Here is an 18,475-nt window from a genome sequence, read left to right as displayed (position 1 = left end):
TAATTTCGATCCGGTAAATGCGAAGTTTATCCGTATCCTGATGGAAGGCCAGCCAAAAGAAGGTGGTTCTAAACCGGTAGGAATTTCTGAGTTAAAAGTATACACCGGAGTTGCTGCAGTTGGTGAAACGGCGGCATTGGAAGACTTAAAAGTAAATGGTGAATCAATAGAAGGGTTTGCGGCAGATCAGTTTAATTACATGGTTACATCGGCATACCCATATGAAATCCCAACGGTTACGGCAGCAGCCGCAGATCATGGAAGTGTCTTTGTTATACCGGCACAGACTATTGATGATCAGACGAAAGTTTTGGTAAAGAGTGAATCCGGAGAAACAGAGGCAGTTTATACTATAAGCTTTGAAAAAATGCCGCTGAAATTGAGTCAGGCTGAAATAGCTGTGGCGAATACAACCATTTTGGAAAATTCCTCCGAAGTTATTACAACCAAAGCAATATTAGAAGACGGAACCGTTCTTGACAGCAGCCTTGCAGCAGTGGAGTATAAGTTATCCTCCAGAGATGGGGCAAAGGCTGAGATCAGCAAAGGTAAATTAAATGCGATCAAAGAAGGAACCGTAACAATTCAGGCAGAAGTGACCTATAACGGAGCAGTAATAAAAGCCAGTCCGGTGAAAGTCACCATAGAAAAAAATAAAGAAGAAGTACAGATTAATTCTTACGAAGAAGTGAGGGTAACCACAAAACCGGGGATTGCACCTGTATTGCCGGGTACCGTAAAAGCTTCTGTAGAAGGCAGTTTTGAAAGAGACGTGGAAGTAACCTGGGACAGTATCCCGGAAGCGGATTATTCAGAATTCGGCAGCATCAGAATCCGGGGATTTGTGGTAGGGCAGAGCCTGCGTCCTACAGCAGTAATTGAAGTGAAAGATGTGGTATCCGCTATGCAGTACGCCCTTGCCACACCGGTAAATGTAATACCATCCATGCCTGAGACAACTACCGTTTATTACAGCGATGGAACGGCAGTCTCAGAAGTTCCCGTGATATGGGAAGAAATGAACCAGGAGCAGTTTAATGTGGCTGATGATACCATTGTAACCGTACAGGGTACGGCAGAGAAAGATGGTACCACAGTTCCTGTAACGGCACAGATTCGTGTAACATCCACGGATGTGGAAACCTCAGAAAATTATTACCAGCTTAGAAACGGATATGAACTGCCGTTTGCGGTCGCATCCTTTACCAATGACGGGGCTGACTCTACAGACCGTGTATATAAACTCAATGATGGAAACATCAGTTTTGCACAGCAGGACGCAGATGGTAAAAACATCTGGTGTAACTGGCAGCGTGTCGGAAGGCCTGGTGACTGGGTTGGTGTAATCATGGCTAAAGAAGGTGATGTGGTAGAGCGGTTTGCCGACAACCTGAAAATTGGATTTTTCAAAGAGTCGGGTTCCAACGGAATTCAATATCCTACGACCTTAAAAATAGAATACTACACAGGTCCTACGGACTTTGAGATTCCGGGATTTTCAGAGGTGAAAAATCCAAGAGGACATATTGCAGAAATAGCGGATCATCCATTTAATGATGATGCAAACTGGACGGAGGTTACTTATCTGAATGCAGACGGAGAAGTGATGGATACACCGCCGGAAATTGTGTCGGAAGACATGACAAATATTGATTTTGTTCCAGTTAAAACCTGTGTCGTACGTGTAAATATGGAGTCTGACACATCAAAGGCTTTTGGTATTACAGAGATTCAGGCATTTGGAAAAAATGTACTGCTACAGACAGACTACCAGGTAAAAGATTTAAAGGCAGGGGAAGCATCCATTGAAGGTTTTGATCCCGAAATCAGCGATTATGTCATGAAACTGGACAACGATACGATTCCTCAGATTTCGGCTGAATGGACTGAAGGGACTAAAAATGCTTCAGTAACAATATTACAGGCAACAAAGGCAAATCCTATTGCAAAAGTAATAACGCTTGCAGAAAACGGAATGCCGGATACACAGAAAATCTACACTGTTAAATTTAATATCCCTACGGACAGGACAAAACTGGATAAAGCCGTTGCAGATGCAAAGTCCGTGGAAGAAGGAAAATATACGAAAGCATCTTACCGATATCTGGCGGATGCATTAAAAGATGCTGGTGAATTAAAAGCAGATGCACTCCAAGGAGAGATTAATGACGCCGTACGTGCAATTTACTCTGCCATCGACGGTTTGACGGAGAAAGCAGATGTAAAAGATCTGGTGAAGGCTCTTCAAACAGCAGATAAGATGATAGAAATGTCTGACGCCTATACACCGGATTCCTTAAGCGGACTTCCGGCAGCAATCAGTAATGCCCAGAAAATAAGGGATAAGGATACAGCTGCCCAGAAGGAAGTGAATGAAGCGGTTAAGGCATTAAATGCAGAAATACAAAAAGTACTCAAAAAGGCAGATAAAAAGAATCTGACAGCATTGGTACAGGAAGTAGAGAAAAAAGACCTGAGCAAATATACACCGGAAAGTGCGGCAGCATTTAAAAATGTGCTTGCACAGGCGCAGCATCTGCTGGTAGACGGCAATATTTCCATAAACGACCAGAAAAAGGTAGATGATATGTATCAATCACTGAAATCTGCGGAAAGTCTTCTGGTAATGGCAAATGCAGCAAAACCGAATGTTAAAGTGCAGGTTCCGGGTGCCGTAAATGGTGTGAAAGTCACCAGGACATATACAGCATCCATGAACGTGACCTGGCAGAAAGCACCGCGCGCAGAAAAGTACCGCGTTTCCGTTTACCGCTACAGTTCAAAGAAATGGAGTGTTGCAGGCGAGACGACAGGTACCAGTATGAAGATTCGAAATCTGGCACCGGGTGAAAAATACAGTGTAAAGATCGCACCGCTGAATGAAAGCGGACTAGGTGTAGAATCCTTATCCGTTAAGACAGCTACCCGGCCGTTAAAAGCAAAGATTAAATCCATTAAAAAATATGGGAAATCCTCGGCTAAGATCACCAGTGTGAAACAGTCCTGCACCGGATACGCTTTATACGAAAGAGTAAAACCGGGCAAATACACAAAAGTGACGGCAAAATCTAAAAATATGCTGATCAGAAAAGGCATGAAAAAAGGAAAAACATATACTTATAAAGTTCGGGCATATGTGAAAAATGGGGATCAGACCTATTGGGGTAAATATTCTAAGGCAATAAAGTATAAAGTGAAATAGGAAAAAGCAGCATCCTGTGTGATTCGCCATCGGCGGTAATCCACAGGATGCTGCTTTTGTATTATGTTTGGCAGACAAAAATGTTATCTCCAAAGAGGTTTATTCTTTTTCAGTTTCGTCTTCATCAGCGGGAATATCACCATCCCGTTCCTCAAAGCCGGGTTCCTGCTCCGGAAGATACAGATGGACTTTATCAATCCTGTTTTTGTCCACCGCGTCTACCACAAGGCGTATGCCGTTTTCTGCAACTACAAATTCGCCCTGCTGGGGAAGGTGGTCCAGGCGCTCGATGATATAGCCTCCGATGGAGTCATAGTCTTCGGAATCGAAGTCCAGGCCTAAGGCATCGTTTACATCATCCAGTTTCATGGATCCTTCAATTACATATTCCAGATTATTGATGCAGCGGATCAGATCTTCTTCATCTTTATCATACTCGTCCCGGATTTCCCCAACGATTTCCTCCAGAAGATCTTCCAGGGTAATCAGTCCGGCTGTTGCACCGTATTCATCCAGCACAATTGTAAAATTAATGGAATCCTGGCGCATTTCTACCATCAGTTCAGAAGTCTTCTTATATTCGTAGGTAAAATAAGGTTCACGCATGATATCGCGTATATGGAATTCTTCGGAAGGCTTGCAAAAGAGCAGGTCCTTCACATTAATGATGCCGATTACGTTATCCGGACTTTCTTCATATACCGGAAGCCTCGTAAATTTTTCTTGTTCAAAGACATCAATAATCTCATCATAGGTACTGTTAATATCAATGGAAACCATGTCTACACGGGGAACCATGATATCTTTTGCCTGAGAATCTCCAAAATCGAATACGTTGTATATCATCTGGCGCTCATCACTTTCGATTACACCTTCCTCATGACTCACATCCACGATCGTTCGTAACTCGTGTTCTGTAATAGAGTTCATTTTAGCAGAAGGGTCTATCCTCATTATGCGTAAACATACATAAGACAGCTTGTTGATCAGAAAGATTACCGGCGTTAGAACACGCATCATAAACAGGATAATACCGGCATATCCCATAGACAGCTGCTCTGCATATAAAGTAGCCAGCGTCTTAGGAGTTATTTCTCCAAATAATAAGATTAACAGCGTTAAAACTCCGGTTGCTATACCTACGGCAGCGTTGCCCCAGATATTAAGTGCAAGTGTAGTCGCAAGAGCGGAAGCGGACAGATTAACGATATTATTTCCGATCAAAATAGCGCTGAGCATTTTACCGGAATCATTAATTACCTTAAGAAGGGTAACTGCCTTTTTGTTTCCCTGGTCTGCAAGAGTTTTAATTCTGATTTTATTTACTGTTGTCAATGAGGTCTCCGCGGAAGAAAAAAATGCGGATAATCCTATCAGGGCGATCAGCACGCCCAATTGTATGGCATCACTCGAATCCAAATACATCATCTCCTTAAATCAATATAGTTAAAGTGAATATACAATATTTCCGGGTTAATTGCAAGAATTCAAAGAAATTGAAAAATATTGTTAATAATTCTGTAATAAATACTTGATAAATATGACACAAATATGTTATAATGAGCCGGATTGATTAATAGCATACAATTATAGATATAGACAAAATATTAGGAGGAAGCAGAGATATGAAATCAAGTCAACAAAAGAAAAGACGGAAAATGAGTATTTTGAGCATGATTCTGGCATTTGTACTGGCTGCGGTAAATATATTGCCGATGCAGACAGTAGAAGCAGCCGAGGGAAAAACCGTTTATTTAAATGGACAGGACGGTTCAAATGAGAATTCCGGACAAAGCAGCGAAAGTGCGGTTTCTACACTAACAAAAGCAAAAGAACTGATGGGTGAAAACGGCGGAACAATTATCGTGACAGGAACCTTAAGCGTGTCCTGGGAAACAACCTGGTCTATGCCGTCCGGAAGTGTTTTAAAAGCTGCATCTGGTCTGGAAGGACCGGTAATAGCAGTGACTAAAGACGGATCTCTGACTCTTAACAATTTTGTAATAGATGGACAAAAAGGCAATGTAATATCAAACAGCGGCTATTTGGCGCTGAAAGACAATGTAACATTACAGGCTTCCGGCAGCAGGATCAGCGCCGATTCGGCAATATATACGGCCAAAGAAGCAACGACGATGAAAGACGGTGTCCTTATTGCCGGAGTAGAAAAAAGCGAAAAAGAAACTGCATCCAGTGAATCCGGTACAGATAAAATAGAAACAGAGTACATAAAAGACTCGGAAGCCGCTGTGCCGGAAACAGCTGTAACAGAAGCACCGGGCACAGATACAGCAGGATCAGATACAGCAGGATCAGATACAACGTCGACAGAAGCAGCATCGGATAAAACTACAACAACGGAAACAGCAGCAACCGGGGCTGCGTCAACAGAACCTACAACAACAGAAACAGCAGCAACCGGGGCTGCGTCAACAGAACCTACAACAACAGAACCGGCTGCAACGAAACCTGCCTCAACAGAAACTGCAGCAACGGAAATTATATCAACGGACTTAACCGGGACGGCTGCAATGGAATCAGCATCTGCGGATTCCGATATCACAGAGCAGAGCGAATCCCAGGCGGTAACAACAACGCCGTCAACGGAGCCATTTGCCTCAGAACCATCCGTTTCCAAGCCGGAAACAACCATAAGGGAAACGGCAAAATCTGCAGAGCAAGGCAGCACAGACAAGAAAAAAACGGTAAAAACGGCGGGGAATCAGAAAAGCAAAAGCCAGCCAGAGACACAGACAACTGCGCCAACAGAAGACCCGATTGATAACTTTGCTACTTTCAACGAAATGGTATATTCCCTGCAGGTAGAAAACAGAGAGGATATCAGCAGTGCAGTAGAAGTAACAAAAATATATGAAGCATTGAGCGAATATGAAAAAAGCCAGGTCACAGAAGAAGCTTATAATCTTATGATTCAGGCCCAGAATACAGCAGGTGAATTAAATCACGCTCATAACGGTGTCACTGTATCCGGCAGCCTTCCCTGGTATGTGCAGTTTACAGCTGAAATCAACGATTCTAGAGACAACGGCGAAAGCGGCCAGATTATTGTTCCTTACGACCTGAAGTTGTGGGATATGTACCGCAACGTGGCATATGTACTGGAACCGGGAGAGAAAGTTACGGTGACCATGCCGGTGCCGGATGCAGACCTCTCAAATGGTTTGACCATCTATCACTATAAAGCAGATGGAACAACAGAAGTTCTGCACCCGGTCATAAATGGAGAGACCATGAGTTTTGAAACAAGCTCATTCAGTCCTTTTGATGTGGCAGGAGGTACACTACTCTCGGGTATCGGAGTCAATAACAGCAATAACTATACCGGGGGAAGTACACCTTCCTCCACACCATCCACAAACAATAATACGAACAGCACACCGAATAATACATCAAATAACAGCAATGGGAACAACAACGGAACAAGCGGCAGTAATACAACAAATCTGAAGCCGCAGCCGGCAGGTAGTACACTAGCTGCGTCCCCGAATACAGGAGATGCCACACCGATAGCGGTAATGTTACTTGGGCTTTTGCTTTCAGCAGGAGTAATCTTCCTGGTGCTGAGAGGCAAAAGAAGAATGCAATAGTAAATTGCGATAGCGTTTATCCTGTTTATTCACAATCAAACCTGCATAAAACCTCTTCTTTTCACATATATTACTCTAGAACATGATTTAAAATTCATTGCATCAACCGGTATGTCCTGGTTTTGTGGTATGAATGTGCCCAATTTCGTTATTGCAGTCGGCTGTACTGCCCGAAGCTGACACATTTGTTGCAGAAACCGGAATTCGGGGCAAATATGCCGCATAGTGGGGCATGCAGATGGCGGGAATGAATTTAAAAACACGCTCTAGGAGGAGGCGAATCTATGGATAACACTGCAACAAAAAAATCCGGAGTCATGCTGGTTATCAAATCCCTGGTAGTATCTTACCTCACAACCGGTATTCTGCTGCTGATTTTAGCTCTGTTGCTTTTTAAAATGGAATTAAATCAGAGCAAAGTGTCCATTGGCATAATCGGTATCTACATAATTGCCAGCTTCATTGGGGGATGGATCGCGGGAAAAGGTGCCGGAAAGCAGAAGTTCCTATGGGGGCTTCTCATTGGCAGCGCATATTTCTTAATGCTCACAGCGATTTCTCTGATTACAAATGGGAGCCTGCAATCTGAGCTTCCACAGCTGTTTACCACGCTGCTGCTCTGTATGGGAGGCGGTATGCTGGGCGGCATGTTATCGTAAGAAATATGGAATTAGAGACGACGCTTAAAAAACATCGTCTCTAATTTGATTTTTGGTAAAAATTGTGTTATAGTATATGAGAGTCTAATTAAGAATCAAAGTCATTTCAGACGCGAACCCCAAATCAACGCAGATTATGAATTTTAATTGTGAATCAAAAAAATCGCATATGGAAAGGAGATATTTGTAACAAAGGTTATAAATAGTACTTAAATGAGAGAAAAATATGAATCATTATCAGTAGCGGTATTGAAGGAATTGGCAAAATCCAGGGGACTTAAAAACATTTCAGCCCTGAAAAAAAGCCAGGTGATAGAACTCATGCTTGCAGAAGATGAAAAAAAAGGTGCAGTGAACGATGCAGCTCAAAATACAGAAGGTGCGTCTGCCACTATAGAAGAATCAAAAATGGAGTCATCTCAGAAGCCAGAGAATGTGCAGGGAGCAGAAAGTTCCCAGAGAACAGAGAATGTACAGACAATAGAAAACGTGCAGAGAACGGACAACACTCAGAGATCCGAAAGCGTGCAGAGAACGGACAACACTCAGAGAGCAGAAAGCGTGCAGAGAACGGACAATAATCAGAGATCCGAAAATATGCAGAGAACGGACAACACTCAAAGAGCAGAAAACATGCAGAGAACGGACAATAATCAGAGATCCGAAAACATGCAGAGAACAGATAATGTACAGCGCACAGACAGCGTGCAGAGAACAGACAGCAGCGTAGGTGCAGAAGGCAAAAGCACGGATATGTCACAGCTTGACAGCGGCATAACGGCAAATGGAATCCTGGAGGTACTGCCCGATGGATATGGCTTTATCCGATGTGCCAATTATCTTCCGGGAGAAAATGATGTCTATGTATCACCTTCCCAGATCCGCAGATTTAATCTGAAAACGGGAGATATTATCACCGGCAATACAAGAGTCAAGACCCAGCAGGAAAAATTCAGCGCTCTTTTATATCTGAAGAGTATCAATGGTTTCCATCCCTCAGAAGCAACAAAAAGATTAAACTTCGAAGATATGACCCCTATTTTCCCAAATAAAAGAATGCGTATGGAACGCACATCCAAAGGAACTGCAATGCGAATTGTAGATTTAATATCGCCTATCGGCAAGGGGCAGAGGGGAATGATCGTATCACCACCTAAAGCAGGTAAGACTACTTTATTGAAAGACGTAGCAAAATCCATATTACAAAATAATCCGGACATGCATCTGATCATTCTTCTGATCGATGAACGTCCTGAGGAAGTTACGGATATTAAGGAAGCAATCTGCGGCAGTAATGTAGAAGTAATTTATTCTACCTTTGATGAACTGCCGGAACACCATAAAAGGGTTTCCGAAATGGTAATGGAACGTGCAAAAAGGCTGGTAGAACACCGCAAAGAAGTTACGATTCTCCTGGACAGTATTACAAGGCTTGCAAGGGCTTATAACCTTACTGTTCCGCCAAGTGGAAGAACGTTATCCGGTGGTCTTGATCCCGCAGCGCTCCATATGCCGAAACGTTTCTTCGGAGCAGCAAGAAATATGAGAGAAGGCGGCAGCCTTACCATATTGGCAACAGCACTTGTAGATACCGGAAGCAAGATGGATGATGTAGTATATGAGGAATTTAAAGGAACCGGTAATATGGAACTTGTTCTGGACCGTAAATTGTCCGAAAGACGTGTATTCCCGGCAATTGATATTCCAAAATCGGGAACCAGAAGAGAAGATCTTCTTTTGGATCCGGAAGAACAGGAAGCAGTTTATATCATGCGTAAAGCACTTAATAGTATGAAATCCGATGATGCGGTAGAAAATATACTGAATATGTTCGTACGTACGCGAAATAATCAGGAATTCGTACAGATGGTCAAAAAGCAAAAATTCATTTAGATCATGGTAGAAATCATGGTAGAAATTAGCTAAAATATCTTGCATTTTGACATGCGGTGTGATATAATTCAAACGTTGTTTTAAAACTGTAGGGACTTACAGGGCTAGCCCGGGTTACCTTGCTGTGGAAACACCAGGAGCAGCATTGACCGGGAATTGATTTGTGCAGACCACGACCGATAGGCGGCGTAGGGAGGTAAATGTGCATAGATAAGCAGTTCACAAAATAAGAAGAAGAGGTGAAACCATCATGAAAAACGGAATACATCCAGATTACCATCAGGCAACAGTAACATGCAACTGTGGAAACACATTTGTAACAGGATCAACAAAGAAAGATATCCACGTGGAAATCTGTTCTAAATGTCATTCGTTCTACACAGGACAGCAGAAATCAGCAGCAGCTCGTGGACGTATTGATAAGTTTAACAAGAAATATGGTATTGATGCAGACAAATAGGTATGAATAAAGATAAGGTTGAGGTTGTGAAATCTCAACCTATTTTTAAATGTTGGGAACTGTGAAAGATAAATAAAATTTTGCATTTACCCGACAGGGGCCGTGAAAAATGCGGCATAAGGTGCCAGAGCGTGTCTTAAAATTCGTTCCAACCATCTGCACGCCCCACTTTGCGGCATATTTGCCCCGAATTCAGGTTACGTAGCCAGCTGCGCACCCTTTATTCGGGATAAATCTCCCGCAAACTGTGAAGCGCAGCTGTCAGAAAGCAATTTTCCGACACGCTCTAGAGTTATCACAAGTAAGCTTGCGATATCCAAGGGGGTTAATATGAAATCATCAAATATCGGCGGACAGGCGGTTATGGAAGGCGTTATGATGAAAAACGCCGACCGGTATGCAGTTGCTGTCAGAAAGCCAAATGACGAAATTGTAGTTAAAGTAGAAGACTATAAGAGTATTATCAAAAACAAGAAAATATTGTCTCTGCCGATCGTCCGTGGAGTTTTTAATTTTGTAGATTCTATGGTGCTTGGTATGAAGACATTGACATATTCGGCCAGCTTTTTTGAAGAAGATGAGGAAGCGGAGCCTACGAAGTTTGATAAGGCTCTTGAGAAGGCGACAAAGGGAAAGGGAGATTCTCTGCTTATGGGAATTACGGTTACGCTGTCGATTATATTGGCAGTTGGGCTGTTTATGGTTCTTCCTTATTTTATCTCCCTGTTTTTTCATAAGTTTACGGATTCCATGACGCTGATTGCGATTGCAGAGGGCGTTGTCCGTATTTTACTATTTTTGGGATATATTCTTCTGATTTCCAGAATGAAAGATATCCAGCGTGTATTCATGTACCATGGTGCAGAGCATAAATGCATCAATTGTATCGAACACGGGCTGGAATTAAACGTAGAGAATGTTTTGAAAAGTTCCAAGCAGCACAAACGCTGTGGCACCAGTTTTCTGCTGATCGTTATGGTCATAAGTGTGATCTTCTTCATATTTATAAGAGTAGATTCTCCGATTCTGAGAGTAGTAGTCCGGATTCTTCTGGTACCGGTAATTGCCGGTGTTTCTTATGAATTCATCAGACTGGCGGGGAGAAGCGATAATGGTTTCGTAACCATGCTCAGTAAACCGGGAATGCTGCTGCAGAATCTGACCACAAGAGAACCGGATGCCAAGATGGCAGAAGTTGCGATTGCTTCAGTAGAAGCAGTATTTGACTGGAAGGCATATCTGGCAGAGAATTTTGGAATGTCTTTTGAAGAAGAAAAAGAAGATATAGAAGATAAAGAAGAAAATCAACCTGGTCAGACAATGACAGGAGCCTATACCAAGGAAGCAATATCATGACACTGCAGGAAGTAGTTAAAAAAGGGGAAGCGTATCTGAGGGAACGGGGCGTTGACAATCCGGCTCTTGATGCCTGGTATATATTGGAGAACGTCTGCAATATTGACAAGACCTATTTTCTGCTTAACCGCGATGAGGAAATACTGCCGGTACAGTACGCCCGCTATCAGACAATGCTGGTAGCCCGGGGTAAGCGTGTGCCGCTGCAGCACCTTACCGGGGAACAGGAATTCATGGGATTGTCTTTTTTGGTAAATAATAAAGTACTGATTCCCAGACAGGATACTGAGATTCTGGTAGAGGAAGCGTTAAAAGTTTTGAGGCCGGGGATGAAGGTACTGGATGTCTGTACCGGCTCCGGCTGTATTATTATCAGTCTGATGAAGATGTCGGGCGCAGAAAAAGGCATGGCGGTTGATATTTCCCAGGAAGCTTTGGAAGTAGCAGGGGAAAATGCCAGGCGGCATGGAGTCTGCATCGATTTCAGAAAAAGCGATCTGTTCAGTCAGGTGGAAGGAAAATTCGATGTTATCGTTTCCAACCCGCCTTATATTGCAACTTCTGAAATCACGAAACTGATGGCAGAAGTACGTCTGTTTGAACCCATGGCAGCGCTGGATGGAAAAGAGGACGGTCTGTATTTTTATCGGAAAATTGTAACAAAAAGCAGATCATTTTTAAATCCGGGCGGTTGGCTGCTCTTTGAGATCGGTTATGATCAGGCGGCGATGGTGACATCCATGATGCGAAGCGCAGATTATACAGATGTCAGAGTTGTAAAGGATCTTGCCGGACTTGACCGGGTAGTTTTAGGAAGAATGAATTAGGAGGAAACAACATGTTTGATAAATTGGAGGATTTATTAATCCGCTTTGAAGAGATTATGGGCGAATTAAATGAGCCTTCTGTGGTAAATGACCAGGCTCGTTTTCAAAAGTTAATGAAAGAGCAAAGTGATTTACAGCCGATCGTAGATGCTTATAAGGAGTACAAAGACAGTAAGCAGACTGTAGAGGACAGTCTCACCATGTTAGATGAAGAGTCTGACGAAGAAATGCGGGAAATGTTAAAAGAGGAATTAAATGACGCTAAAGCGCGTATAGAAGAATTAGAGCATAAATTAAAGATTTTATTACTGCCCAAAGACCCTAATGATGACAAGAACGTTATTGTTGAAATTCGTGCAGGTGCAGGCGGTGATGAAGCAGCCCTGTTTGCAGCTGAGATCTATCGTATGTATGTGAAATTTGCGGAGTCCCAGCGTTGGAAAACAGATATGATGAGCTTTAACGAAAATGGAATCGGCGGTTTTAAAGAAGTAACATTTATGATCAATGGACAGGGCGCTTATTCTAAATTAAAATACGAAAGCGGTGTTCACCGCGTACAGCGTGTTCCGGAAACAGAATCCGGCGGTCGTATCCATACCTCTACAATTACAGTAGCAATTATGCCCGAAGCGGAAGAAATTGATTTCCATCTGGATATGAATGATTGTAAATTTGATGTTTTCCGTGCGTCGGGTAACGGAGGACAGTGTGTCAATACAACTGACTCTGCAGTGCGCCTGACCCATATACCTACCGGTATTGTAATTTCATGCCAGGATGAGAAATCACAGCTTAAAAATAAAGATAAAGCATTGAAAGTACTACGTTCCAGACTTTACGAAATGGAATTGGAAAAACAGCATGATGCGGAAGCAGAAGCCAGAAGAAGCCAGGTTGGTACCGGTGACCGTTCTGAGAAGATCAGAACCTATAACTTCCCTCAGGGGCGTGTTACAGACCACCGTATCAAATTGACGTTACACAGACTGGATGGAGTCATGAATGGAGATATCTCTGAGGTAATAGACAGTCTGATAGCAGCAGACCAGGCAGCGAAGCTTGCCAATCTGCAGGATCAGTAAGCAGTGTGAATTAACGAAGTTAACCCTGATAATGAGGAGGATTAAAGTATGGGAAAATATTTTGGAACAGATGGATTCAGAGGAGAAGCAAACATTGATTTAACAGTAGAGCATGCATTTAAAGTAGGCCGTTTTCTGGGATGGTACTACGGAAGAGACCACAAAGCAAAGATTGTAATCGGCAAGGATACGAGAAGAAGCAGTTACATGTTCGAGTATTCCCTGGTGGCAGGTCTGACTGCTTCCGGTGCAGATGCATACTTACTCCATGTGACCACCACACCCAGCGTTTCTTATGTAGTCCGTACAGAAGGATTTGACTGCGGCATTATGATTTCAGCAAGCCATAATCCATTTTATGACAATGGTATCAAGATCATCAATGGTCTGGGCCAGAAGATGGAAGCAGAGGTCGAAAATCAGATCGAAGAATATATCGATGGCAAGTTAGAAGAGCTGCCGTTGGCTGTAAAAGAAAATATCGGGCGTACCGTAGACTTTGTAGCTGGCAGAAACCGTTATATCGGATATCTGATATCACTGGCTACCCGCTCCTTTAAGAACTTCAAGGTTGGGCTGGATTGTTCTAACGGTAGTTCCTCCGCAATTGCAAAGAGCGTATTTGATGCACTGGGCGCCAAAACCTATGTCATCAATAATGAACCGGATGGAACTAACATTAACACAAACTGCGGATCTACCCATATCAATATTTTGCAGGACTATGTAAAAGACAATAAACTGGATATCGGTTTTGCCTTTGATGGTGATGCAGACCGCTGTATTGCAATTGATGAAAAGGGAAATGTTATAGACGGAGATTTAATCCTCTATGTCTGTGGAAAATATTTAAAAGAAGAAGGCAAATTGAATAATGACACTATTGTTACGACCATTATGTCAAACTTAGGACTTTACAAGGCATGTGACAAGATTGGCATCCGGTATGAAAAAACAGCAGTAGGAGATAAATATGTTTATGAAAATATGGTTAATAATGGCCATTGCCTGGGCGGAGAACAGTCCGGACATATTATTTTCAGTAAACATGCGACAACTGGTGACGGCATTCTGACAGCGCTTATGATCATGGAAGTGGTAACAGAGAAAAAGGTAAGCCTGGGAACTCTTGCGGGAGAAGTCCGGATTTACCCACAGCTCCTTAAGAACGTCAGAGTAGCAGATAAGAAGGAAGCGAGGGAGAATCCTGCGGTTATTGCGGCAGTAGATGCGGTATCAGAAGCACTTGGTGATGACGGAAGAATTCTGGTGCGTGAAAGCGGAACAGAACCGGTAATCCGTGTTATGGTAGAAGCGGCAGATGATGATTTATGTGAGAAATATGTAAATCAGGTGATCGACGTGATGAATCAGCAGGGCTTAATAGTAGGATAAATGGATCACAAATTAAAAAAGTTATTGAAGTATTATAAACCATATAAAGGACTGTTCTGGTCCGATATGTTGTTTGCAATCCTGGGCGCCGGCGTTACGCTGGCGATCCCTCTGATTGTACGATACATTACGAATGTAGTGGTATATCTTCCGGGAAATGAGCCGCTTCATATGATACTGAAGCTGGGAATCCTGATGTTAGGGATGGTTGCCCTAGAATTTTTCTGTAATTATTATATCGCATACTATGGACATGTAATGGGAGCCAGTATGGAACATGATATGCGAAACGAGATATTTGCTCATTACCAGAAGCTGTCCTTTACCTTCTATGACAATCAGAAGGTAGGTCAGCTTTTGTCGCGCGTAACCAGCGATTTATTTGATATCAGTGAGCTGCTCCATCATGGACCGGAGGATCTTGTAATCTCTGCAATTAAGATTATAGGTTCCATTATTATTCTGGTGAATATTAATGTGACACTGACGGTAATCACCTTTGCGTTTGTTCCCGTAATGGCAGCCTACGCCTTTTACTTTAACTTCAAAATGAAGCGGGCATTTAAAGAAAACAGAGCGAAAATTGCAGATATTAACAGCCAGATTGAAGACAGTCTGAATGGTATCCGGGTGGTTAAATCTTTTGCCAATGAAGATGTGGAAATGGGCAAATTCAAAAAAGGCAACAGCCGTTTTGTAGAGAGTAAAAAAACCAGCTACCGTTATATGGGCGGATATCATTCCGGTCTTGGTGCGTTGACTACCATGGTAACAATTGTGGTGCTGGTTGCCGGAGCCATTTTGATAACCGGACAGAAAATAGCGGTAACGGACTTAATCACATTTTTGCTCTATATCAATAATTTCACCGAACCGGTGAAGAAACTGGTGAATTTTACGGAACAGTTCCAGAACGGTTATACAGGATATGAACGTTTCCTGGAAATTCTGGACGTAGATCCGGATATTGCAGATGCACCGAATGCTGTGGAATTAAAGAATGTAAAGGGAAATATCCGATTTGAAGAAGTTTCTTTTCAGTACGAAGAGAACCAGGATAAGGTACTGCATGACATTAACCTGGATATTCCGGCGGGATCTTATATTGCCCTGGTGGGAAGTTCCGGAGGAGGAAAGACCACCCTATGCAGCCTGATACCGAGATTTTATGATGTTGCGGAAGGAAGAATTTTGTTAGACGGAACTGATATCCGCAATATTAAGCTTCAGGATCTGAGAAATCATATCGGAATTGTGCAGCAGGATGTTTATTTATTTGCAGAAAATGTAATGGAAAATATCCGTTACGGCAAACCGTCTGCAACAGATGAAGAAGTAATAAAGGCAGCAATCAGAGCAAATGCCCATGAATTTATCATGTCTTTGCAGGATGGTTACGAAACAGACATCGGTCAGCGTGGTGTCAAACTTTCCGGAGGACAAAAACAAAGATTATCAATAGCACGAGTATTTTTGAAGAACCCGCCCATACTAATCTTTGATGAGGCTACTTCAGCGCTTGACAATGAAAGCGAAAAGATCGTTCAGGACTCATTGGAAGAACTTGCAAAAGACAGAACGACTTTTGTGATTGCCCACAGGCTTTCAACGATTCAAAATGCAGAGAAAATCCTGGTTCTGACAGAAAAAGGAATCGAGGAAGAAGGTACTCACAGGGAGCTTCTGGCAAAAAATGGTGTATATGCCAAGCTCTATAACAAATAAGAAAAGAGGATTTTATGGAAATAGAATTTAAACAGCCGACGTTAGAAAACAGAGATGAGATCAACAAATATCTCAGAAGGAAAAAGACAAGAAGCTGTGAACTTACTTTTGCGAATGTTTACTTATGGTCCAGGCATTATCCGGTGGAATATGCCATCGTCTGTGATACACTGGTCTTTAAGAGCATGGAACACGACCCCACATACTGTTTTCCGGTAGGAGAACCGGAAAATGTAAAAGAAGCGATAGACAGCATTATGGCGCACAGTGCGGATTTGGGAAGAAATTTCCATATGCATCTGGTAACCCCGGAACAATTTGAAGTTTTAGAATCGCTATACCCGGGCGAATTTGAAATAGAATACAACCGGGACGAAGCGGATTATGTATATGAATCCGAGAAGCTGGCGAATCTCTCCGGCAAGAAATATCATGGAAAGAAAAACCATGTAAATAAATTCAAGCGTCTCTATCCGGACTGGGTTTATGAAAGCATTACAAAGGATAATCTGGAGGACTGTTTCCAGATGGCAATTAAGTGGAGAAATTTAAACGGCTGTGAAGCCGATCCGGAGAAACATGCGGAAATCTGTGTAACGCTGAATTCCCTGCGGCTATTCGAAGAGCTGGAATTGAGAGGCGGACTGCTGAGGGTACATGGAGAAGTAGTGGCATTTTGCCTTGGTGAGCCAATCTGCGACGATACCATTGTGGTTCATATCGAAAAAGCTTATGCGGATATTGAAGGTGCTTATCCCATGATCAACCAGCAGTTTGTACAGCATGAGGCTATGGATTTTAAATATGTAAACAGGGAAGACGATGTTGGCGAAGAAGGGCTGCGTCGGGCGAAGTTATCCTATCATCCCGTATTTCTGGTTGAAAAGGGATTGGTGAGAAGAAAGAAGGCATAACATGATAGCAGAAAAGATGAAGTCTTATGTAGAAAACAGTTCCGTTATCCGCGCAATGTTTGAAGAAGGCGGAAAGATGGCAGCAGTTTATGGAGCAGAAAATGTATACGATTTCAGCCTTGGGAACCCCAATGTTGCCGCACCCGTGGAAGTCAGGCAGGCAATCGAAGAGATCATAACAGGAGAAGATCCTGTTATGGTTCACGGGTATATGAGCAATGCAGGCTTTGAAGACGTCAGGACAGCGGTGGCAAATTCCTTAAACCGCCGTTTCGATACCGCCTTTCATGAAGAAAATATCATCATGACCGTAGGCGCTGCCGGCGGCATGAATGTCATCTTCCGGACAATTCTGAATCCGGGAGATGAAGTACTTACCTTTGCACCATATTTTGGAGAGTACCGTGCATACGTTTCCAATTATGATGGAATATTAAAAGCGGTAGAACCGGATACCGATACATTTCAGCCGAATCTGGAGAAGTTTGAAGAGATGATTACGGGAAGAACGAAAGCAGTGATTGTCAATTCCCCGAATAATCCAACCGGAGTGGTATATTCTGAAGATACCCTGATTAAGCTTGCAGATATACTAAGAAGAAAGCAGGAAGAACTGCAGACTGTAATCTATCTGGTGACAGACGAACCATACAGGGAACTGGCATACGACGGTGTTGCCGTACCGTTTGTCACCAAATATTACGAGAATACCATTGTGGGCTATTCTTTCAGTAAATCCCTGTCTCTTCCGGGTGAACGTATTGGATATCTGGTTATTCCGGATCAGGTCTCAGACAGTGAACAGGTAATCGCTGCAGCTAATGTGGCAAACCGTATTTTGGGATATGTCAATGCACCTTCGCTGTTTCAGCGGGTAATCGGAAAATGTATTGATGCAAAAGTTGATGTGCAGTTTTATGACAAAAACCGCCGGACACTTTATGATGGCTTGAAAAAATTCGGCTTTTCCTGCATTAAGCCGGAAGGTGCTTTTTATCTGTTTGTAAAATCACCGGTAGAAGATGAAAAGGTTTTTGTAGAAGCCGCTAAGAAATACCACATACTGATTGTGCCGGGAAGCAGTTTTGCGTGTCCGGGATATGTGCGGATCGCATACTGCGTATCATTGGATACCATAGTCAATGCTTTGCCTTATTTTGAAAAACTTGCACAGGAATTTTTCGGGAGGAACGTATGAAAGCTTGGGAGATGAACATCAGAAAAGTAATACCTTATACGCCGGGGGAACAGCCAAACCAGCCGGATATGATTAAACTGAATACCAATGAAAATCCTTATCCGCCTGCACCGGAAGCAGCCAGGATGATGGCGGAATTAAACCCGGAGGAAC

General features: G+C 42.8%; 15 protein-coding genes and 1 pseudogene. 13 read left to right on the top strand and 3 right to left on the bottom strand.

Annotation, left to right across the window (positions count from 1 at the left end; all coding sequences use genetic code 11):
* On the top strand, positions 1–3,202 hold a 3,202-nt coding region (locus RHS_RS25185), incomplete at its 5' end, for an Ig-like domain-containing protein (protein ID WP_047834732.1).
* Between the two features lie 99 nt (positions 3,203–3,301).
* On the opposite strand, the gene RHS_RS25180 is transcribed toward RHS_RS25185, so the two are convergent.
* The gene (locus tag RHS_RS25180) at positions 3,302–4,621 is read right to left on the bottom strand and encodes an HlyC/CorC family transporter (RefSeq protein WP_044294625.1); all 1,320 of its coding nucleotides are present in this window, start codon (positions 4,619–4,621) and stop codon (positions 3,302–3,304) included.
* A 206-nt stretch (positions 4,622–4,827) separates the two neighbouring features.
* On the opposite strand from RHS_RS25180, the gene RHS_RS25175 reads away from it, so the two are divergent.
* Positions 4,828–6,810: an LPXTG cell wall anchor domain-containing protein gene (locus RHS_RS25175; RefSeq protein WP_047834731.1), complete on the top strand. Its 1,983-nt coding sequence runs from the start codon at positions 4,828–4,830 to the stop codon at positions 6,808–6,810.
* 148 nt (positions 6,811–6,958) lie between these two features.
* Here RHS_RS25175 and RHS_RS31955 read toward each other — a convergent pair whose 3' ends face one another.
* Positions 6,959–7,063, bottom strand: coding sequence for a DUF6783 domain-containing protein (locus RHS_RS31955; RefSeq protein ID WP_395023530.1), 105 nt, complete (start codon positions 7,061–7,063; stop codon positions 6,959–6,961).
* Positions 7,064–7,094: 31 nt separating this feature from the next.
* Here RHS_RS31955 and RHS_RS25170 point away from each other — a divergent pair, with 31 nt between their 5' ends.
* The 3 genes from RHS_RS25170 to rpmE all read left to right on the top strand — a co-directional run bounded on the left by RHS_RS25170 (position 7,095) and on the right by rpmE (position 9,822).
* Positions 7,095–7,469 carry a TIGR04086 family membrane protein gene (locus RHS_RS25170; RefSeq protein WP_027296380.1) on the top strand — a complete coding sequence of 125 codons (375 nt, stop codon included), beginning with the start codon at positions 7,095–7,097 and terminating at the stop codon, positions 7,467–7,469.
* A 213-nt stretch (positions 7,470–7,682) separates the two neighbouring features.
* Entirely contained in the window at positions 7,683–9,362 is a 1,680-nt protein-coding gene (rho, locus tag RHS_RS25165; RefSeq protein WP_047834730.1) for a transcription termination factor Rho, read from the top strand.
* 250 nt (positions 9,363–9,612) lie between these two features.
* On the top strand, positions 9,613–9,822 hold the full coding sequence (gene rpmE / locus RHS_RS25160) for a 50S ribosomal protein L31 (protein ID WP_027296382.1): 210 nt from the start codon (positions 9,613–9,615) through the stop codon (positions 9,820–9,822).
* Between the two features lie 45 nt (positions 9,823–9,867).
* Here rpmE and RHS_RS31950 read toward each other — a convergent pair whose 3' ends face one another.
* On the bottom strand, positions 9,868–10,014 hold the full coding sequence (locus RHS_RS31950) for a DUF6783 domain-containing protein (RefSeq protein ID WP_395023528.1): 147 nt from the start codon (positions 10,012–10,014) through the stop codon (positions 9,868–9,870).
* Here RHS_RS31950 and RHS_RS25155 point away from each other — a divergent pair.
* From RHS_RS25155 to RHS_RS31945, 8 genes and pseudogenes are all read left to right on the top strand, one after another.
* On the top strand, positions 9,964–11,178 hold the full coding sequence (locus tag RHS_RS25155) for a DUF1385 domain-containing protein (RefSeq protein ID WP_395023527.1): 1,215 nt from the start codon (positions 9,964–9,966) through the stop codon (positions 11,176–11,178). The two genes, RHS_RS31950 and RHS_RS25155, sit on opposite strands and share 51 nt — an antisense overlap.
* Entirely contained in the window at positions 11,175–12,005 is an 831-nt protein-coding gene (gene prmC, locus RHS_RS25150; protein ID WP_047834728.1) for a peptide chain release factor N(5)-glutamine methyltransferase, read from the top strand. The genes RHS_RS25155 and prmC overlap by 4 nt, the downstream gene beginning before the upstream one ends.
* Before the next feature lie 11 nt (positions 12,006–12,016).
* Positions 12,017–13,090, top strand: a complete 1,074-nt coding sequence (gene prfA, locus RHS_RS25145) for a peptide chain release factor 1 (protein ID WP_027296384.1) — start codon at positions 12,017–12,019, stop codon at positions 13,088–13,090.
* Positions 13,091–13,138: 48 nt separating this feature from the next.
* Positions 13,139–14,485 carry a phosphoglucosamine mutase gene (gene glmM, locus RHS_RS25140; RefSeq protein ID WP_027296385.1) on the top strand — a complete coding sequence of 449 codons (1,347 nt, stop codon included), beginning with the start codon at positions 13,139–13,141 and terminating at the stop codon, positions 14,483–14,485.
* Positions 14,486–16,210, top strand: a complete 1,725-nt coding sequence (locus RHS_RS25135; protein ID WP_044294617.1) for an ABC transporter ATP-binding protein — start codon at positions 14,486–14,488, stop codon at positions 16,208–16,210.
* Between the two features lie 14 nt (positions 16,211–16,224).
* Positions 16,225–17,124: a DUF2156 domain-containing protein gene (locus tag RHS_RS25130; protein ID WP_047834727.1), complete on the top strand. Its 900-nt coding sequence runs from the start codon at positions 16,225–16,227 to the stop codon at positions 17,122–17,124.
* A gap of 1 nt (position 17,125) precedes the next feature.
* Positions 17,126–18,322, top strand: a complete 1,197-nt coding sequence (locus RHS_RS25125; protein ID WP_047834726.1) for a pyridoxal phosphate-dependent aminotransferase — start codon at positions 17,126–17,128, stop codon at positions 18,320–18,322.
* Positions 18,319–18,475: pseudogene (locus RHS_RS31945) on the top strand (histidinol-phosphate transaminase); the annotation flags it as partial. The gene RHS_RS25125 and the pseudogene RHS_RS31945, both read left to right, overlap by 4 nt.

Source organism: Robinsoniella sp. RHS, from assembly GCF_001029355.1.
Taxonomy (GTDB): Bacteria; Bacillota; Clostridia; order Lachnospirales; family Lachnospiraceae; genus Robinsoniella; species Robinsoniella peoriensis.
The sequence above is the reverse complement of the archived record's forward strand: the minus strand, read 5'-3'. Positions and strand labels throughout refer to the sequence as shown.